The sequence below is a fragment of the Lysinibacillus sp. G4S2 genome (assembly GCF_030348505.1).
In the GTDB taxonomy this organism is placed as follows: domain Bacteria; phylum Bacillota; class Bacilli; order Bacillales_A; family Planococcaceae; genus Lysinibacillus.
The window spans coordinates 1,735,179-1,751,758 of sequence record NZ_JAUCFJ010000002.1; the positions used below are offsets into that span (position 1 = coordinate 1,735,179).

Annotated in this window: 15 protein-coding genes and 2 pseudogenes; 11 read left to right on the forward strand and 6 right to left on the reverse strand. The window is 38.6% G+C overall.

The window, feature by feature from the left end; translation table 11 throughout:
• Window positions 1–138: 138 nt before the first annotated feature.
• Window positions 139–510, forward strand: coding sequence for a DUF378 domain-containing protein (locus QUF91_RS08810; RefSeq protein WP_285395562.1), 372 nt, complete (start codon window positions 139–141; stop codon window positions 508–510).
• Between the two features lie 414 nt (window positions 511–924).
• Here the strand turns inward: QUF91_RS08810 and QUF91_RS08815 are convergent.
• Both QUF91_RS08815 and QUF91_RS08820 read right to left on the reverse strand, forming a co-directional pair.
• Window positions 925–1,143 (reverse strand): annotated as a pseudogene (locus tag QUF91_RS08815) (aspartate aminotransferase family protein); the annotation flags it as partial.
• A 183-nt stretch (window positions 1,144–1,326) separates the two neighbouring features.
• The gene (locus QUF91_RS08820; protein WP_289417546.1) at window positions 1,327–2,496 is read right to left on the reverse strand and encodes a PucR family transcriptional regulator; all 1,170 of its coding nucleotides are present in this window, start codon (window positions 2,494–2,496) and stop codon (window positions 1,327–1,329) included.
• Window positions 2,497–2,636: 140 nt separating this feature from the next.
• Between QUF91_RS08820 and QUF91_RS08825 the strand changes: the two genes are divergently transcribed.
• The 6 genes from QUF91_RS08825 (at window position 2,637) to QUF91_RS08850 (ending at window position 10,163) form a co-directional block, all read left to right on the forward strand.
• On the forward strand, window positions 2,637–3,881 hold the full coding sequence (locus tag QUF91_RS08825) for a Zn-dependent hydrolase (protein ID WP_289417547.1): 1,245 nt from the start codon (window positions 2,637–2,639) through the stop codon (window positions 3,879–3,881).
• Between the two features lie 68 nt (window positions 3,882–3,949).
• Complete coding sequence (gene hydA / locus QUF91_RS08830) at window positions 3,950–5,353, forward strand: dihydropyrimidinase (protein WP_289417548.1); 1,404 nt, start codon at window positions 3,950–3,952, stop codon at window positions 5,351–5,353.
• 197 nt (window positions 5,354–5,550) lie between these two features.
• Window positions 5,551–6,918 carry an NAD(P)-dependent oxidoreductase gene (locus QUF91_RS08835; protein ID WP_289417549.1) on the forward strand — a complete coding sequence of 456 codons (1,368 nt, stop codon included), beginning with the start codon at window positions 5,551–5,553 and terminating at the stop codon, window positions 6,916–6,918.
• Between the two features lie 13 nt (window positions 6,919–6,931).
• Window positions 6,932–8,194 (forward strand): NAD-dependent dihydropyrimidine dehydrogenase subunit PreA, encoded by a 1,263-nt coding sequence (preA, locus tag QUF91_RS08840; RefSeq protein WP_289417550.1) that lies wholly within the window; start codon window positions 6,932–6,934, stop codon window positions 8,192–8,194.
• Window positions 8,195–8,389: 195 nt separating this feature from the next.
• Window positions 8,390–9,910 carry an NCS1 family transporter gene (locus tag QUF91_RS08845; protein WP_285395551.1) on the forward strand — a complete coding sequence of 507 codons (1,521 nt, stop codon included), beginning with the start codon at window positions 8,390–8,392 and terminating at the stop codon, window positions 9,908–9,910.
• A 43-nt stretch (window positions 9,911–9,953) separates the two neighbouring features.
• Complete coding sequence (locus QUF91_RS08850) at window positions 9,954–10,163, forward strand: hypothetical protein (protein WP_285395550.1); 210 nt, start codon at window positions 9,954–9,956, stop codon at window positions 10,161–10,163.
• 87 nt (window positions 10,164–10,250) lie between these two features.
• On the opposite strand, the gene QUF91_RS08855 is transcribed toward QUF91_RS08850, so the two are convergent.
• From QUF91_RS08855 to QUF91_RS08865, 3 genes are read right to left on the reverse strand one after another with little or no spacing between them, the layout of a single operon-like run.
• Window positions 10,251–10,571, reverse strand: coding sequence for a hypothetical protein (locus QUF91_RS08855; RefSeq protein ID WP_289417551.1), 321 nt, complete (start codon window positions 10,569–10,571; stop codon window positions 10,251–10,253).
• The gene (locus QUF91_RS08860; protein ID WP_289417552.1) at window positions 10,568–10,948 is read right to left on the reverse strand and encodes a hypothetical protein; all 381 of its coding nucleotides are present in this window, start codon (window positions 10,946–10,948) and stop codon (window positions 10,568–10,570) included. The genes QUF91_RS08855 and QUF91_RS08860 overlap by 4 nt, the downstream gene beginning before the upstream one ends.
• A complete protein-coding gene (locus QUF91_RS08865; RefSeq protein ID WP_285399653.1) occupies window positions 10,945–11,115 on the reverse strand; it encodes a hypothetical protein in 171 nt (56 codons plus the stop codon). Before QUF91_RS08865 ends, QUF91_RS08860 begins: the two co-directional genes overlap by 4 nt.
• Before the next feature lie 135 nt (window positions 11,116–11,250).
• On the opposite strand from QUF91_RS08865, the gene QUF91_RS08870 reads away from it, so the two are divergent.
• Complete coding sequence (locus tag QUF91_RS08870) at window positions 11,251–12,618, forward strand: amino acid permease (protein ID WP_289417553.1); 1,368 nt, start codon at window positions 11,251–11,253, stop codon at window positions 12,616–12,618.
• A gap of 905 nt (window positions 12,619–13,523) precedes the next feature.
• Here the strand turns inward: QUF91_RS08870 and pgeF are convergent.
• Window positions 13,524–14,288 carry a peptidoglycan editing factor PgeF gene (gene pgeF / locus QUF91_RS08875; protein ID WP_289417554.1) on the reverse strand — a complete coding sequence of 255 codons (765 nt, stop codon included), beginning with the start codon at window positions 14,286–14,288 and terminating at the stop codon, window positions 13,524–13,526.
• Between the two features lie 182 nt (window positions 14,289–14,470).
• On the opposite strand from pgeF, the gene QUF91_RS08880 reads away from it, so the two are divergent.
• The 3 genes and pseudogenes from QUF91_RS08880 (at window position 14,471) to QUF91_RS08890 (ending at window position 16,554) form a co-directional block, all read left to right on the forward strand.
• Entirely contained in the window at window positions 14,471–15,094 is a 624-nt protein-coding gene (locus QUF91_RS08880) for a transmembrane-type terpene cyclase (RefSeq protein WP_285397914.1), read from the forward strand.
• Between the two features lie 28 nt (window positions 15,095–15,122).
• Window positions 15,123–15,245, forward strand: a pseudogene (locus tag QUF91_RS08885) (CAP domain-containing protein); the annotation flags it as partial.
• A 316-nt stretch (window positions 15,246–15,561) separates the two neighbouring features.
• Window positions 15,562–16,554, forward strand: a complete 993-nt coding sequence (locus QUF91_RS08890) for a VanW family protein (RefSeq protein ID WP_285397913.1) — start codon at window positions 15,562–15,564, stop codon at window positions 16,552–16,554.
• The last annotated feature ends 26 nt before the right edge of the window (window positions 16,555–16,580 follow it).

Here is a 16,580-nt window from a genome sequence, read left to right on the forward strand (position 1 = left end):
TTTAATTACAATAAGTATTTGTAGTTTTATCACTTGTTATGACAGTTTTTTCTGCAGTATCGACGCTTTTCATACATGTGAAGAATAAACTTCAAGTGTAGAACTGGCTTCGTATTTACAAATGAAGGAGGTGAAAACATGAGCGTAGTTTATAGAATCGCTTTAGTGTTAGTCATCATTGGAGCAATTAACTGGGGACTCATAGGATTCTTTAGATTTGATTTAGTTGCCTATTTGTTCGGTGGACAAACAGCGGTATTGTCACGATGGATTTATGCATTCATTGGGTTAGCCGGAATAATATCGTTACCGATTCTTGTTATGCGATTTGATGAGGATGAAGACTTTGAGCCTTATACTACTCGTATAGACCGAAACCCAAGCTATGGTTTGGAGGCAGGTGAAGAAGCCGATTTCACTGAAGTGGAAACAACTGAAGTGGAAACAACTGAAGTGAAAAAAGTAGAGAAAAAAGATTCACCAAACAAAAATAAAAACAAAAAAAAATAACCTCAAGTTTACTCAAAAAAACTGGTGACCATTTGGTGGTTCGTCAGTTTTTTTGTTGGAGTAAACTGTAAGGTTAAATCTGCATAGAAACCAAGGATTGGAGATGAAGTGTAATACATTCACAATCCCAGATAACGAAGCTGATTGTCGTTTGCAATAAAATTGATATTCGTTGCAGCAATTAAAACCATTAATTAATCATTAGCTTTGGTTCGATTAGATCCATTATAAAAATTGAAATGATGTAGACAAATACAAAATTACTAATAAATCCACCTATATGTTCAGAAATAGTGATATCAGGTATGCTTATCAAAAGAATAAAACTTATACCTTATAAGAAAGAACGTGAATATCCCTTATAAACCATAGCCAGCCCTAGATGAAGAGAACCTTCACTATTAAAGGTTCATTTTATGGCTGTTGTAGAAGTGTATTTAAAGCAGTCGTAAATTTTTCTACAATAAAGTCTTTTTCGTTTGAAGTGATAATAAGTGGAGGAGACAGTGTTAGGATATTGTTAAAGCCTGCAACTGTAACGCCGTTTTTACCGATAATAAATCCTTGATCTTTACAGATACTAATCACCTTTTTGACATCAGCTACATCAAGCGGAGTCTTACTATTTTTATCGCTCCAGTTTTGACTTGTTAAATTTGCCACTAAGATTCAATCCTCCTAAAAGGTAGTTTTGCAAGAATTCATCTCTATTAGGTAACAAAAGCAAAGTAGACCCCATTTGTACTTTATATGGATGCAAAAAATGATTTAGAAGGTGGATTTATTGATTGAAAATTCAGATATATACAATCGCGTTTATTGATGTGTCAACACATCTTCAATCAGAAATGCGAGATAGAGATTTGTTTTTGTAAATGGGTTACTTAAGTCCATATCTAATAGCGTTTCTATTTTTTTTAGTTTATAAAGGACTGTGTTGCGATGAATAAATTGGCGTTCGCTAATCCTGCTAGTACTACCATTTTCCTCGAGAAAAATGCGTAAAAATTGTACGTAATCTGTGTTATGCAATTCATCATAGCGATAAAGCTGACCTAAGATGTCTTGATTATATGATTTGATTAATGTTTGATTTTGCACGGCCATGATAATTTTATAGGCACCAATTTCTTTATATTTGTATAGGAAACGGTTGTTATGAAGTTTTGCTAATTGGATTACTGTTAACGATTCATCATAGCTTTTGCGAACATTTTCAAGCTCTTTATGATAATTTCCTTTACCAATGATAATATCCAAGTAACCATTTTTTTGCGTTATTTTGTCGTATATTTCTTCAACGATTTTTGAGAAGGGAGTATTTGGTGTGTTGATTTGTGCTCTGTCGATTAAAAAGATGAGGTGATTTTTATGTTTTAGTTTTAAGAAGCGTTTATATCTATTTTGAAATGCAAATTGAATCATGACCTCATAACGGTCAATACTAGTTTGTAAACCATTTGTTGTGCATGAAATGATGGCAAACTCTTTACCTTGTGGAAAACCTAGCAGTGCTAATTGATCTTTAATATAGTTAGCGTTTTGTTTGTAGTGAAAAAGTAAGTTGTAAAGAATCTTTTCTTCTATAGAAAGCTCTTGATGGTGGTTGGAAATAAATTGGAAGGTTATTTTTAATAGATCTGCTATCCGATAACTCCAAGGCATTTGAAAAATAGGGAAATCATGTTTGTTGGCGAAATTGATGACTGACTCTGGTATATCTGGAATGTATGGGCCGGTGTTAATAATAAAACCTGCTACTTTTTTAGAGAAAGCTAGTTTTACAAGCTGTTCTAAGGATTCACCTTGTGAAGATAAATTAATCCCTGTAGTCACGACTAATTCATTAGGTCTACAAAACATAATTAAATCGATGCTTTCCACTACGTTAATCCCTGTAATTCTTCGATACGTTCCGCTATGTCCAGCTACTAATGTTAGCATTGGGAATTGAACTCCCTCTACAATTTTGCGAATCGTCCCCATTTTCCCCCCCCCTTATTATGAACATAATTTACCATATATCATGTGCAGATGCACATATTTTTTTAGTTTGCTATCCATATCTCATAATTTTTATCTCTTATAGAATGTGTATTAACTACTGTGAAAGAGAGGACTTGCATATGTATAAGTGTAATAGTAGACGCTTGCAAGAGTTACTTGAACAATTTAGTCAATTTGGAGCTACTGAAAATGGTGGCGTAACCCGTTTGTCTCTTTCGAATGAAGATATTTTAGCAAGAAACTATTTTTGTGAGTGTTGTGAAGAATTAGGGATGGATATTAAAGTCGATGATATGGGCAATATTTATGCCATTCTACCCGGGAAAAAGGATGTCCCGCCAATTGTTATGGGGTCGCATTTAGATTCTGTTGAAAAGGGTGGGAAATTTGATGGTGTATTAGGCGTTTTAACGGCAATAGAGGCCATTAGAACGTTAAAGGAAAACGAGATCGAGCTAGATATCCCTATAATGATTGTTAATTTTACGAATGAAGAAGGCGCTCGTTTTGATCCGGCAATGATGAGCTCTGGTGTCATCTCATCAAAATTTGAAAAAGAAAAAATGCTGCAATCTGTTGATAAAAAGGGCACTAGTTTCAAAGCAGCACTGCAAGCAAGCGGGTATGAGGGGGATCAAGAAAATCGCTTAAAAGAAGCGCTTGCTTATATTGAATTGCATATCGAGCAAGGACCTGTTCTAGAGGCAAAACAACTGGAAATAGGAGTTGTTGAAGGTGTACTAGGCATGGTTTGCTATGAAATTACGGTAACAGGGCAGTCCAATCATGCTGGTACGACACCGATGACAATGCGTCAGGATCCGATGATTGTAACTTCTAAAATCATTGCGTATTTACATGAAGAGCTTGGAAAAATTGATGAACAGCTAGTGTTTACTTTTGGTCGAATGAATGTCACTCCAAATATTCATACCGTTATACCGAACAATGTGACTTTTACGATTGATTCACGCCATCAAAAGCCAGAGATTATGCAAAAGGTTGAGGATATACTGAATAATCTCCCTACAGAGGATATGGGCTGTAACATTAAGCCAGTTAAGCTATGGGGTAGAGATACAGTCTATTTTGATACAAATATTTGTAATGAAGTGGAAAGGGCTTGTCAAAGCTTCGGCTATACTGCTCATCGAATGTTTAGCGGGGCAGGGCATGATGCGCAATATATGGCAAGTATTGTACCTTCAGCAATGATTTTCGTACCAAGTATTAATGGTAAAAGTCATTGCGAGGAAGAGGAAACAACATTTGAAGATTGTGCGAAAGGTGCAGATGTATTGCTTGAAACAGTGTTGACGCTGCAAACGAAGTTCAGTATCGGAGAGACATACACGCTACATTAATGTGAGATCTTTCTTAACAACGTCATGATCGAGCATTTTCCATTATTTTACGAAGGGTGAGGGGCAGAATGAAAAAGATTATTAAAGGTGGACGAGTAGCGACAGCTGTAGATGTTTTTGAAGCAGATATTTTAATTGAAAACGGAAAAATTATTCAAATTGGCAAAGAATTATCCGACATAGGGGCAGAAATTATTGATGCTACTGGTAAGATCGTGATGCCAGGTGGGATTGATCCGCATACACATTTAGATATGCCATTCAATAATACTGTGACAGATGATGATTGGAGATCGGGTACTATTGCTGCGGCTTTCGGTGGGACAACTACTATTTTGGACTTCTGCTTAACAGCTGGTGAGGAAAAACTTTCAGCTGCAGTTGAAAAGTGGCATGACAAGGCGAAGGGGAAATCGGCCATCGATTATGGGTTCCACTTAATGATTGCTGATTTAACCCCTGAAACGGAAGCCGAATTGCCACAAATCTTAGAACAGGAAGGTATTACTTCAGTAAAGGTATTTATGGCTTATGCAAAAGAATTTCAAGCAACAGATCGTACACTTTTCAAGGCTTTTAAAATAGCGAAAGACCTTGGTGCTGTTGTGATGGTGCACTGTGAAAATGGTTCTGTTATTGACGAGCTTGTAGAAGATGCGCGACGTGCAGGTCATAAGGAGCCAATTTATCATGCACTCACTCGTCCAGCTGAATTAGAGGGTGAAGCGACAAAACGTGCAATTGAGCTAGCCCATATCGCAGGTGCTACTCTTTATGTCGTGCATGTAACTTGTAAAGAGGCAGTAGATGAAATCATTGCGGCACGTGAAAAAGGATATGACGTCTATGGTGAAACATGTCCACCTTATTTAACTTTAGATCAATCTGCTTTAGCACAACCAGGCTTTGAGGGTGCAAAATATGTTTGGTCCCCACCACTTCGTCCAAAATACCATCAGGAACATTTATGGAATGCGCTAAAAGCAAAACAACTACAAACGATTGGCTCTGACCAATGCTCATTTAGTTTTAAAGGCAAAAAACAATTAGGATTAAATGATTTTTCTAAAATTCCTAACGGTGGTCCATTTATTGAAGATCGCTTCAGTATTTTATATTCAGAAGGTGTAGCAAAAGGAAAAATTTCTATTAATGAGTTCGTCGATATGATTTCCACTAGTGCAGCAAAAATATTTGGTCTATTCCCACAAAAAGGGACAATTGCCATCGGTTCTGATGCCGATATCGTTATTTTTGATCCAGAAGTAAAACGAGAAATCTCGGCTAAAACACATCATATGAATGTGGATTATAACCCATATGAGGGATGGGAAGTAACAGGTGAAACAGTCAGTGTACTAGTGCGTGGAGAGTACGTCATTAAAAATAAAGAATTTGTTGGTGTACTAGGCAGTGGACAATATATAAAACGTCCATTAAAAACAGCAGCAGCAGAAGCACTAAACATTTAGCTTTTATCAGTATAGGACCGATTGCTTTGGATGGAGAACAGAGCAATCGGTCTCGTAATATCTTCATTTAGCTACTGAAGACTATCTATCTCTATAGGTGGTGAGATGATTGTTGATGTAGCTCTTTTCAATGTTCCTAACATCATTATGCCAAGGTGTAAGTAAGGAAAAAATGAACACATGAGGGGGATGTGGAAATGGCTCTGAATCAAGAAAATACAATGTCCCAACAGTTAAAACGTAATTTTATTGAATTGACTAACAAGATGACAAAGAATGAGGCAATTGAGGAAGCCAATCGTTGTCTGTATTGTTATGATGCACCATGTATTAAAGCATGTCCTACGAGTATTCAAATCCCAAATTTTATAAAAAAAATTGCTTCTGGTAATATGAAGGGCTCTGCTACGATTATATTAGAAGCAAATCCAATTGGTGCAAGCTGTGCGAGGGTTTGTCCAACGGAGGAACTATGTGAAGGGGCGTGTGTGTTAAATTCCTCAACAAAGCCAATTAAAATCGGAGAGTTACAGCGCTATGCAACAGATTGGGCAATGGAAACGAATGCACAGCTATTTAAGCAAGGGCAAAGTAATGGTCAAAAGGTAGCGATTATTGGTGCAGGTCCTGCTGGTTTATCGACAGCTCGTGAACTTAGCCGTTTTGGCTATGCTGTCACAATCTATGAAGCTGAATCGAAAGCGGGTGGTTTAGGTAGCTATGGTATTGTATCGTTCCGCCTACCAAATGAAGTCGTTGATTGGGAAGTTGAGCAAATTGAAAAACTTGGTGTGGAAATCAAAACGAACACAACTGTCGGTGTTGATATTTCTGCGGATGAGATTTTAGAGCAATATGACAGTGTTATTTTAGCAGTTGGAATGGGGGCTGTCCCAAACCTTGGCATTGAAGGAGAAGATTTAGACGGCGTACATGATGCCATCGAATTTGTCAGGAAGACAAAAATGGGACCGCTTACAAAAGATATCGTTGGGAAGCGGGTAGCTGTCATTGGTGCAGGTAATACCGCGATTGACGGTGCTACATGTGCTGTGCGTTTAGGTGCTGACAATGTCCAGATTCTTTATAGAAGAACAGAAAAAGAAATGACTGCGTACAAATTTGAATATGAATTTGCCAAGCAGGATGGTGTTGAATTTAAGTGGCTAACAGCACCGAAAAAAATTATTGGTAATGAGGCAGGTAAGGTAGTAGGCATTGAATGTGTGAAAATGAAGCTCGGTGAAGCAGGTGCAGATGGTCGTCAAAGACCTGAAGTAATTGAAGGATCTGTTTTTATTATTGAAGTGGATGCTGTTATTAAGGCAATAGGTCAAACACGTTTTGTGTCATTGATTGAAGCTTTTGGTTTACAACATACAAATGGCGTTGTTGATATTGACGAAACGACAATGCAAACTTCGAATGACAAAGTATTTGCATGTGGAGATGTCGTCTTCGGAAATGGTCAGGGTGAGGCGATGGTCGTAACAGCTGTACAGCAAGGCAAAGACGCAGCATACAAGATCCATGAACGTTTAAGAAAACCAAGTGGGATTGCATAAGGGAGGAACGAATATGGCAGACTTACGAATTGACTTAGCGGGCATCAAATCGCCGAATCCATTTTGGCTTGCGTCAGCACCACCAACGAATTCAGGCTATCAAGTACAACGAGCATTTGAAGCTGGGTGGGGCGGTGCTGTATGGAAAACATTAGGGGAGCCAATTTTAAATGTTTCTTCAAGATTTGCAGCTGTAAGCTATAACGGACAAAGAGTAGCGGGCTTTAACAATATTGAACTAATTACTGACCGTCCGTTAGAAGTGAACTTACAAGAAATTTATGAAACGAAAAAAAAATTCCCCGATCATGCAATCATTGCTTCTTTGATGGTTGAGCCGAAGCAAGAAAAGTGGCATGAGATTGTTAAACGAGTAGAAGATGTGGGGGTTGATGGTCTTGAGCTTAACTTTGGGTGTCCACATGGGATGGCAGAACGAGGAATGGGCTCTGCCTCTGGTCAAGTACCTGAATTGGTAGAAAAGCAAACGTACTGGGTGAAAGAGGCAGCAAAAACACCTGTAATTGTGAAGTTAACGCCAAATATTACAGATATTACGGTAACGGCAGAAGCGGCTACAAGAGGTGGAGCAGATGCTATTAGTATGATTAATACAATTAATAGTTTAGCTGGTGTCGATTTAGATACATGGAATACAATACCTCATGTTGGAGGAAAGGGTGCACACGGTGGCTATTGTGGTCCTGCCGTTAAACCAATTGCGCTCAATATGGTTGCAGAGTGTGCACGTAATCCATTAATCAATGTTCCGATTTCGGGCATTGGTGGTATTTCCAACTGGCAAGATGCTGTGGAGTTTATATTAATGGGTGCTACAGGTGTGCAAGTTTGTACAGCAGCGATGCATCATGGCTTTAGTATTGTTGAGGATATGATTGATGGACTGGGTAACTATTTAGACGATAAAGGCATTGCCTCTGTCATGGATTTAGTAGGTCGCTCAGTTGCCAGATATTCTAATTGGGGTGACCTGGATTTAAACTATAAAATCGTAGCTGAAATTAATAATGATGTTTGTATTAATTGTAACAAGTGTCATATTGCATGTGAGGATACATCGCACCAATGTATTGATTTATATACGGAAGATGGCCGGCCAATGCTGAAAGTTCGGGAAGAGGACTGTGTAGGTTGTAATTTGTGCTCAATCGTCTGTCCTGTAGATGGTGCAATTAAAATGGTTGAACGCAAACCTACAGTTCCTCCAATGACTTGGAATGAACGTCAATCTCTGATTAGCAGTCTATCAAAGTAAAAAAGTTAAAGCCTTCAGCAGATGTACGGAATCGGAAAGGAGTACTTTGTGCAAGCACAAAGCCGATTCCAGACCTAATTATGCCGAGGCATAATTGATAAAACTGAAATTCCACCTTCCTTCAGCATTTTCGTTGAAGGAAGGAATAACCCCAATGTAAGTTGTCACGGAAATTGGAAAAAAAGGAGAGATTATATGGAACGTGAAGGGAATTATTTAAAATCCCCAGATTTACTTCCAGTGACACATCAACAAAGAAATATTGGAACATTTGGTTTTGCAGTAATTTGGATAGGTATGGCAATTGTATTAGCTGCTTTTGCAATCGGTGGTTCGGCAATTATGAACTTACCATTGCCAATGGTCATTTTAGCAACCTTGATTGGCTCTTGTTTAATTGGTGTATTTATGACGTTAATTGGTGATATAGGGATTGAGCATGGCTTATCATTCCCGGTATATATGCGTGCTCCGTTCGGTACATTTGGTACACATATTCCGTCGCTAGTCCGAGGTGTAACAGCTGCATGTTGGTTCGGTCTGAACACTTATTTCGGAGCACTAGCTATAAACGGAATTTTAAATTTGCTTTTTGATTTTGATAATTGGTTTATCTGTTTCATTGTCTTTGCAGCACTTCAGTTATTTAATACTTCGCTAGGTATTAAATCTATTGAGCGCTTTGCAGATTTAGCAGCGCCAGTTATTATTTTAATTTCTTGCTGGATGTATTATACATTGGCAGATACTGCAACAGCTCAAGGGAAAAATATTTGGACGTGGGTAGAAACGCCTACGACAGGATTTACAGCCTTCACAGCATTTATGGTAGTGATTATGGCGAATATGGGCTTTTGGTCGACATTAGCAGCCGACATGCCCTCACTTTCACGCTTCTTTAAAGCACCAAAAAATGAACACAATTGGTTCAAACGCAATAAAACACAGTTAGTTGGCTCTTTAATCGTTATGCCAATTACAAATACTTTCATTGTGACAATAGGTGCTGTTTGTTACATGGCTGTTGCCTCAGCAGATCCTATAAATGCATTACAGCAAAGTGCTAGTGGTTTTATATTAGGCATTTTACTATTAATGATCGTGCTAGCACAATGGTCAACTAACACCTCTGCAAATGTTATACCAGCGGCAACAATTTTCTCAAATATCGGTGGTCCAAAAGTACCGTTTTGGGTTGGGGTTGTTATTGCGGGGATAATTGGTATTCTTGCGCAGCCATGGAGTTTATTTGATGTGTTAGTAAACGCACTTTTAATTATCGGAGGTATTTTAACAGCCATAGTCGGTATTTTATATGCTGATTATTATTTAATTCGTAAACGACGTGTACATGTAAAAGCACTTTATGAATTAGAAGGTCAATTTAAGTATTGGAATGGTTTTAACTTAGCAGGTTTAATCGCTTGGGTTATCGGTGGCGCAGTGGCAAATATTTTCTCGACTTATTCATCATTAGTAGGGTTCTTTGTAGGAGCATTCGTATATTATGTTTTAGCGAAGTATTGGTGGTTTAGAAAGTACCCTCAAGCTGAGCTAGAAGATTCAAGTGATGCAAAATATTTAGGTATTACAGCTGGTCATAATTTGGATGAACTATTTGGACAGCAACAAACGCCTGCGCCAACTGCTGTTCCAGATGAGGGTGATGTCGTTGAGCAACCAGATCCGCTGTTAGAAATAAAAGGTGCCGATTGAAAATTAAACGCCAAGATTTTCACAAAAGAGATGAGGTGATGGCATGTCAGAATACCAACAAAGCACAGAAGAAATAAAAAAGGTGGATCATTATTTAGATAGTGGCTTTAAGATCAAATATGTTTACGAAAATTTAAGTGGATTGTTTGTAGAATTTGCGCGTCAAGAAGAGGTTATACTGTTGCAAATTTTAACAGCAGATGCCCGTAAATACTTCTCTGCAAAGCTTCAGGAACAGACATTATTGCAGTAACAAAGTAAACTCTATTCCATTCAACGTCTTACGTAATGGAATAGAGTTTTTTTACATAATAAAATCTAAGTTGTGATTCGATTACGGCTAAAGCAAGATAAAAATGACAGCCAAGGTGATGGATAGAACCGCCGAAGTCGTGGATAGAACCGTCAAAAACGTGGATAGAACAGCCAAAGCGACGGAAAAAACAGCCGAAGTGACGGATAGAATCGCCAAAGCGACGGAAAGAACAGCCGAAGTGACGGATAGAATCGCCAAAGCGAGGGATAGAACAGCCGAAGTGACGGATGGAACAGCTAAAGTCGTGGATAGAACCGTCAAAGTCATGGATAGCCCCGCCAAAATCGTGGATAGAACCGTCAAAATGATGGATAGCCCCGCCGAAATCGTGGATAGAACCGTCAAAATCGTGGATAGCCTGCCGAAGCGATGGAAAGAACAGCCGAAGTGACGGATAGAATCGACAAAGCGACAGAAAAAACAGCCGAAGTGACGGATAGAATCGCCAAAGCGACGGAAAGAACAGCCGAAGTGACGGATAGAATCGCCAAAGCGAGGGATAGAACAGCCGAAGTGACGGATGGAACAGCTAAAGTCGTGGATAGAACCGTCAAAGTCATGGATAGCCCCGCCAAAATCGTGGATAGAACCGTCAAAATGATGGATAGCCCTGCCAAAATCGTGGATAGAACAGCCGAAGTCGTGGATAGCCCCGCCAAAAACGTGGATAGCCCCGCCGAAATCGTGGATAGCCCCGCCGAAAACGTGGATAGAACCGTCAAAATCGTGGATAGCCTGCCGAAGCGACGGAAAGAACAGCCGAAGTGACGGATAGAATCGACAAAGCGACGGAAAGAACAGCCGAAGTGACGGATAGAATCGACAAAGCGACGGAAAGAACAGCCGAAGTGACGGATAGCCCCATCAAAGCGACAGATAGCCCCGTCAAAATGACCAGACCCCTTATCGTGTTACCGTAATTTATGTTTTTCCTAAAAATACAATTGTATTTTTCAAAATAATTTATTATTATTAAAAAATAATTCATCGAAGAAAGAGACATCAGGGAAAGAGGCGTTATTGAGTGGCAAATAAAGAATTAAAAAGGGGATTAGAGGCGCGTCATATCCAGATGATTGCTCTTGGGGGTACAATTGGCGTGGGTCTATTTATGGGTTCTGCAAGCGCTATTCAGTGGACTGGGCCTTCTGTGCTTCTTGCATATGCTATCGCAGGCATATTTATTTTTTTCATTATGCGAGCTATGGGGGAAATGCTCTATATGGAGCCTAGTACAGGTTCCTTTGCAACGTTTGGCTATAAATATATACATCCATTAGCTGGTTATTTAACAGCGTGGAGTAATTGGTTCCAGTGGGTTATTGTTGGTATGTCAGAAATTATTGCAGTAGGAACATATATGCAATATTGGTATCCAGATTTACCGGCATGGATTCCAGGATTAATTGCAATGGTAATTTTAGGTGTTGCCAACTTTATTTCTGTTAAATCGTTTGGAGAATTTGAATTTTGGTTTGCCATGATTAAGATTGTCACGATTATATTAATGATTGTTGCCGGTTTTGGTCTCATTTTCTTTGGGATTGGTAATGATGGTATTGCCATCGGATTATCGAATCTATGGAATCATGGAGGCTTCTTTACTGGCGGTTGGTCAGGCTTCTTCTTCGCTTTATCATTAGTCGTTGCCGCTTATCAAGGTGTCGAGCTTATTGGAATTACAGCGGGAGAAGCGAAAAATCCTCAAAAAACTATTACGAATGCGATTCAAAGTATTATTTGGCGTATTTTAATATTTTATATAGGTGCGATCTTTGTCATTGTGACGGTTTATCCGTGGGATGAATTAGGTACAATTGGTAGCCCGTTTGTAGCCACGTTTGCAAAGGTTGGCATTACTGCTGCGGCAGGGATTATTAATTTTGTTGTCATAACAGCGGCAATGTCAGGTTGTAATAGTGGAATTTATAGTGCGGGGCGTATGCTATATACGCTTGCTATGAATGATCAAGCACCTAAATGTTTTGCAAAGCTTTCTAGTAATGGTATTCCGATATTCGGTACGGTAGGCGTGCTAATTGGTTTGATCATCGGGGTTATTTTAAGTTACATTGCACCAGGAAATTTATTTGTATATGTATACAGCGCTAGTGTATTACCAGGGATGATTCCATGGTTTGTTATATTAATAAGTCAAATACGATTTAGAAAAATAAAAGGTGAACAACTGTCAAAGCATCCATTCAAAATGCCATTTGCGCCTTTTACAAACTATATAACGATTGCCTTCTTAGTAATGGTGCTAATCGGTATGTGGTTTAATGATGATACACGAGTTTCTCTCATTGTAGGAATTATATTCTTAGTCATTGTGGCAATGAGCTACTTTGTACTTGGTATCGGGAAAAATCGTCCTGTTAAAAATAAATAATCAAATAGATTTGTTAAAAGGGTGTATTTCTACTTAATGAAATACATCCTTTTTCTTTTGCGATAGAAATTTTGCCTTGAGAACAAATACCCGCGCGAAGCAGGTGAATACCCGCGGAAGGAGAACAAATACCCGCGCGAAGCAGGTGAATACCCGCGGAAGGAAAACAAATACCCGCGCAGGAGGTAAATACCCGCGAAAGGAGAACAAATACCCGCGCGAAGCAGGTGAATACCCGCGGAAGGAAAACAAATACCCGCGCAGGAGGTAAATACCCGCGAAAGGAGAACAAATACCCGCGCAGGAGGAGAATACCCGCGAAAGGAGAACAAATACCCGCGCGAAGCAGGAGAATACCCGCGGAAGGAAAACAAATACCCGCGCAGGAGGAGAATATCAGCGGAAGGAAAACAAATACCCGCGCAGGAGGTAAATACCCGTGAAAGGAGAACAAATACCCGAGCGAAGCAGGTGAATACCTGCGGAAGGAAATCAAATACCCGCGCGAAGCAGGTGAATACCCGCGGAAGGAGAACAAATACCCGCGCGAAGCAGGTGAATACCCGCGGAAGGAAAACAAATACCCGCGCAGGAGGTAAATACCCGCGCGCAGCAGGTGAATACCCGTGAAAGGAGAACAAATACCCGCGCAGGAGGTAAATACCCGCGCGCAGGAGGAGAATACCCGCGGAAGGAGAACAAATACCCGCGCGAAGCAGGTAAATACCCGCGAAAGGAGAACAAATACCCGCGCAGCAGGTGAATACCCGCGGAAGGAAAACAAATACCCGCGCGAAGCAAGAGAATATCCGTGAAGAAGATCTCAAAGTTTTTAGATGTACATTTTGGAAATCTCAATAGGACGAAAAGGGACAATCCATTGAGAATTGGATTGTCCCTTTCATTTACTGTTCTTTCCGCATAATAAAGCTTAAATGTCTACCTGCCTGTTTATCTTGGCGATAGGAAAAACCATCTGGGCTTATATATGTGCAAGTTGAATCCATCAAAATCTGCTTAGAAGGAATTCCTACAAGCTCACATTGTTTTTTGACAGTTTTTTGATTATCAATATGATATTTATTTGTTTCTGCATTGAAATACATAAAGTCCTCAGCATAGCCTAGGTTGTGGAATTTTTCATAAACATCTTGGTCCACTTCAAATTTCTGCTGACTGAGAGCCATACCGATTTGTACGTGAAAATCTTGCGGATTACAATGCTCATGCTCCAGCAAATGTTGGAAAAGCTTTAATGTTACTTCCTTGACAGTTCCTTGCCAGCCTGAATGTACCACGCCAATAAGGCCATTAACTTCATTATAAAAAATGACAGGTACGCAATCTGCTGTAAAACTACATAAAAGTAAATTCGGCTCTAATGTATAAAGTGCATCGGTATTAGCAATGGCAGAGTCCATCTGCTCAGCGCCACGTCCTTTATCAGAAACTGTAACTTTATTGAAATTGGCACTATGAGTTTGTTGAGTGCAAATAAAATTATTTAAATCACAATGCAAAGTAGCTGCCAATTTTTTTCGGTTTTCTAGTACATCCGCTACATTCACACATGTATGCAGTGCCATATTATTTTGTTCAAGCTCGATGTCATCCTTTAAGGTAGTGCCTGCAATAAATTGGTCGTTATCGAAATAAATTTTTGTTTTCATATCATCACCTCGTCTTACTATATATGAATAGTCAATGAATGTATAGGCGCTTACTAACTGTTATGATTTTTTAAGAGTCTTGAGTATTTACATACCCTTCTACAGATTTTCGAGACATAAAGAGTGGATTTCTTTACATATAGTATCGAAGAATCATTAATAGAGGGAAGGAGCACGTATATATGACTCAAGAGAAAATCCTATTGATTTGCCAATTAGGCATGGGGCTATTTTGGATTATTACATACATACTAATCATCAAACAAGGATTTCAGGATAAGAAATATGGCATGCCAATGGCCGCAATTTGTGCCAATATTTCATGGGAATTTATCTTTGCCTTTATGTATCCACAAAATGACTTGCAAAGGATAATTACTTTCTTGTGGTTTCTTTTAGACATCTTTATTATGATGCAATTTTTACGTTATGGTCATAAAGAATACAAAAAATTAATTCCAAGAAAGATATTTTACTCATCTTTTTTCATCACGCTTGGTGTAAGTTTTTTCATTATTTTAGCGATGATGCATGAATTCAATGATATAGAAGGGAAATATGCTGCATTTATACAAAATCTGATGATGTCAGGGTTGTTTATCGCCTTATTTTTACAAAGAGGAAACTTAAGCGGCCAATCAATGGGCATAGCCGTTTGTAAAATGATCGGTACTATGTTTGCAGCAGTTGGCTTCTATATGTACTTTAGAACACCATTGATTACTATTATCTCGGTTGCGACCCTTATTTATGATTGGATTTATATAGTATTAATCTATAGATTTCACGTGAAATATGCTAAATAAAAGACTTTAAATCTGCAAGCTTTTTGCGGTAAAAGCATCCTTGAATAGTTCAGGTCATAGAGCGAATATCCTGAACAAAAACTATACACATATAGGTGTAGGATATGTGAAGGATGGCAATTACTGGACACGAATGTTTATTCAAAAATAAAAACAATGAGCTGTTCCAAAATCAGTAGTTACTGATGGGGACAGTTCTTTTTTTTGAGAGTACAATTAGCGATATTCACATCATGCACTTTTATGCATTTTTGGTCATCATGAGAAAGATTCATTGAACCAACAATAATCGTTACATAACTTGAACATGCAAAATACGGCTTAATTTCAGCTCCAATTAATCAATTTCTTTAACTTCATTCAACTTTAGGAAATGTTTAAACAAATAAAAATGATAAAAAGAAACACACTATCAACAATACACGAATAAGATGTCTCTGTAGTATTACGATAGAGGTAGGTGTTTTATGTTGAAGAAAAAGTGGATGGCCGCACTGGGTATTATATGCACAATTGGACTAGTCGGTTGTCAGGAGAAATCTGATGAGAAAAAGCTAGAACAGCAACAAATTCAAGAGTCAGAGCGAGAAGTTGGGGAATTAAAAAAGCCTGTTAACTTTGAACAACAAACAGAGCCCGTCGTTGTTGAAATTGTGGACCCTTCGACCAAAGCCATCGTACAAACAATTTTACCGAAAGAAAAGGGCTATGAAACTGATGTACAATCGTATACAAGACAAATTGAGCAAATAGCAAAAGAGTTAGCAAGAGGAAATGACAAAACAGCCGGCTATGATAAGCGTATGCAACTCGATAAACTAGACGATCAAGGAAAAATAATTAAAGGTAGTCCTTTAATTGTTTTAAAAGAAAGTGAATTAGTTGAAAGAATATTAGAAGCATCAGTGACCGGTGGTAAAGTGGAGTTGCCTCTTTATATTACCGAAAGCGGGTATTCCTTTGAAGATATTCCTTATTTAGAAGAAGTAGTTGTCGCATCTTATACAACTTACTTCAATACCCATGATGTAGGAAGAAATAAAAATATTGAACTTTCTGCAAAGGCAATTAATAATGTTATCATTGGAAGTGGAGATAGTTTCTCCTTTAATACAGTCGTTGGACCTAGGGACGAAGCGAATGGGTATCAGCCTGCACCAGAAATCATCAATAAAAAGGTTGTGATGGGCATTGGGGGAGGGATTTGTCAAACGTCCTCAACCCTGTTTAACGCGGTTGATCAAATACCGGTAAAATTTGTAGAACGACATCACCATTCCTTAAATGTTGGGTATGTTCCAAAAGGAAGAGACGCAACGGTTTCCTATGGTGGCTTAGATTTTAGATTCCAAAATACAACGGACGTACCATTTTTAATAAAAGCTAACTATAGTAAAAATTCCCTTACAATTGAGATAAGAACAGCAGAAAAATATGTAGAAATCTTAAAAAAGCCATAGTATTTTCGAAGACACTAACCAAGGTG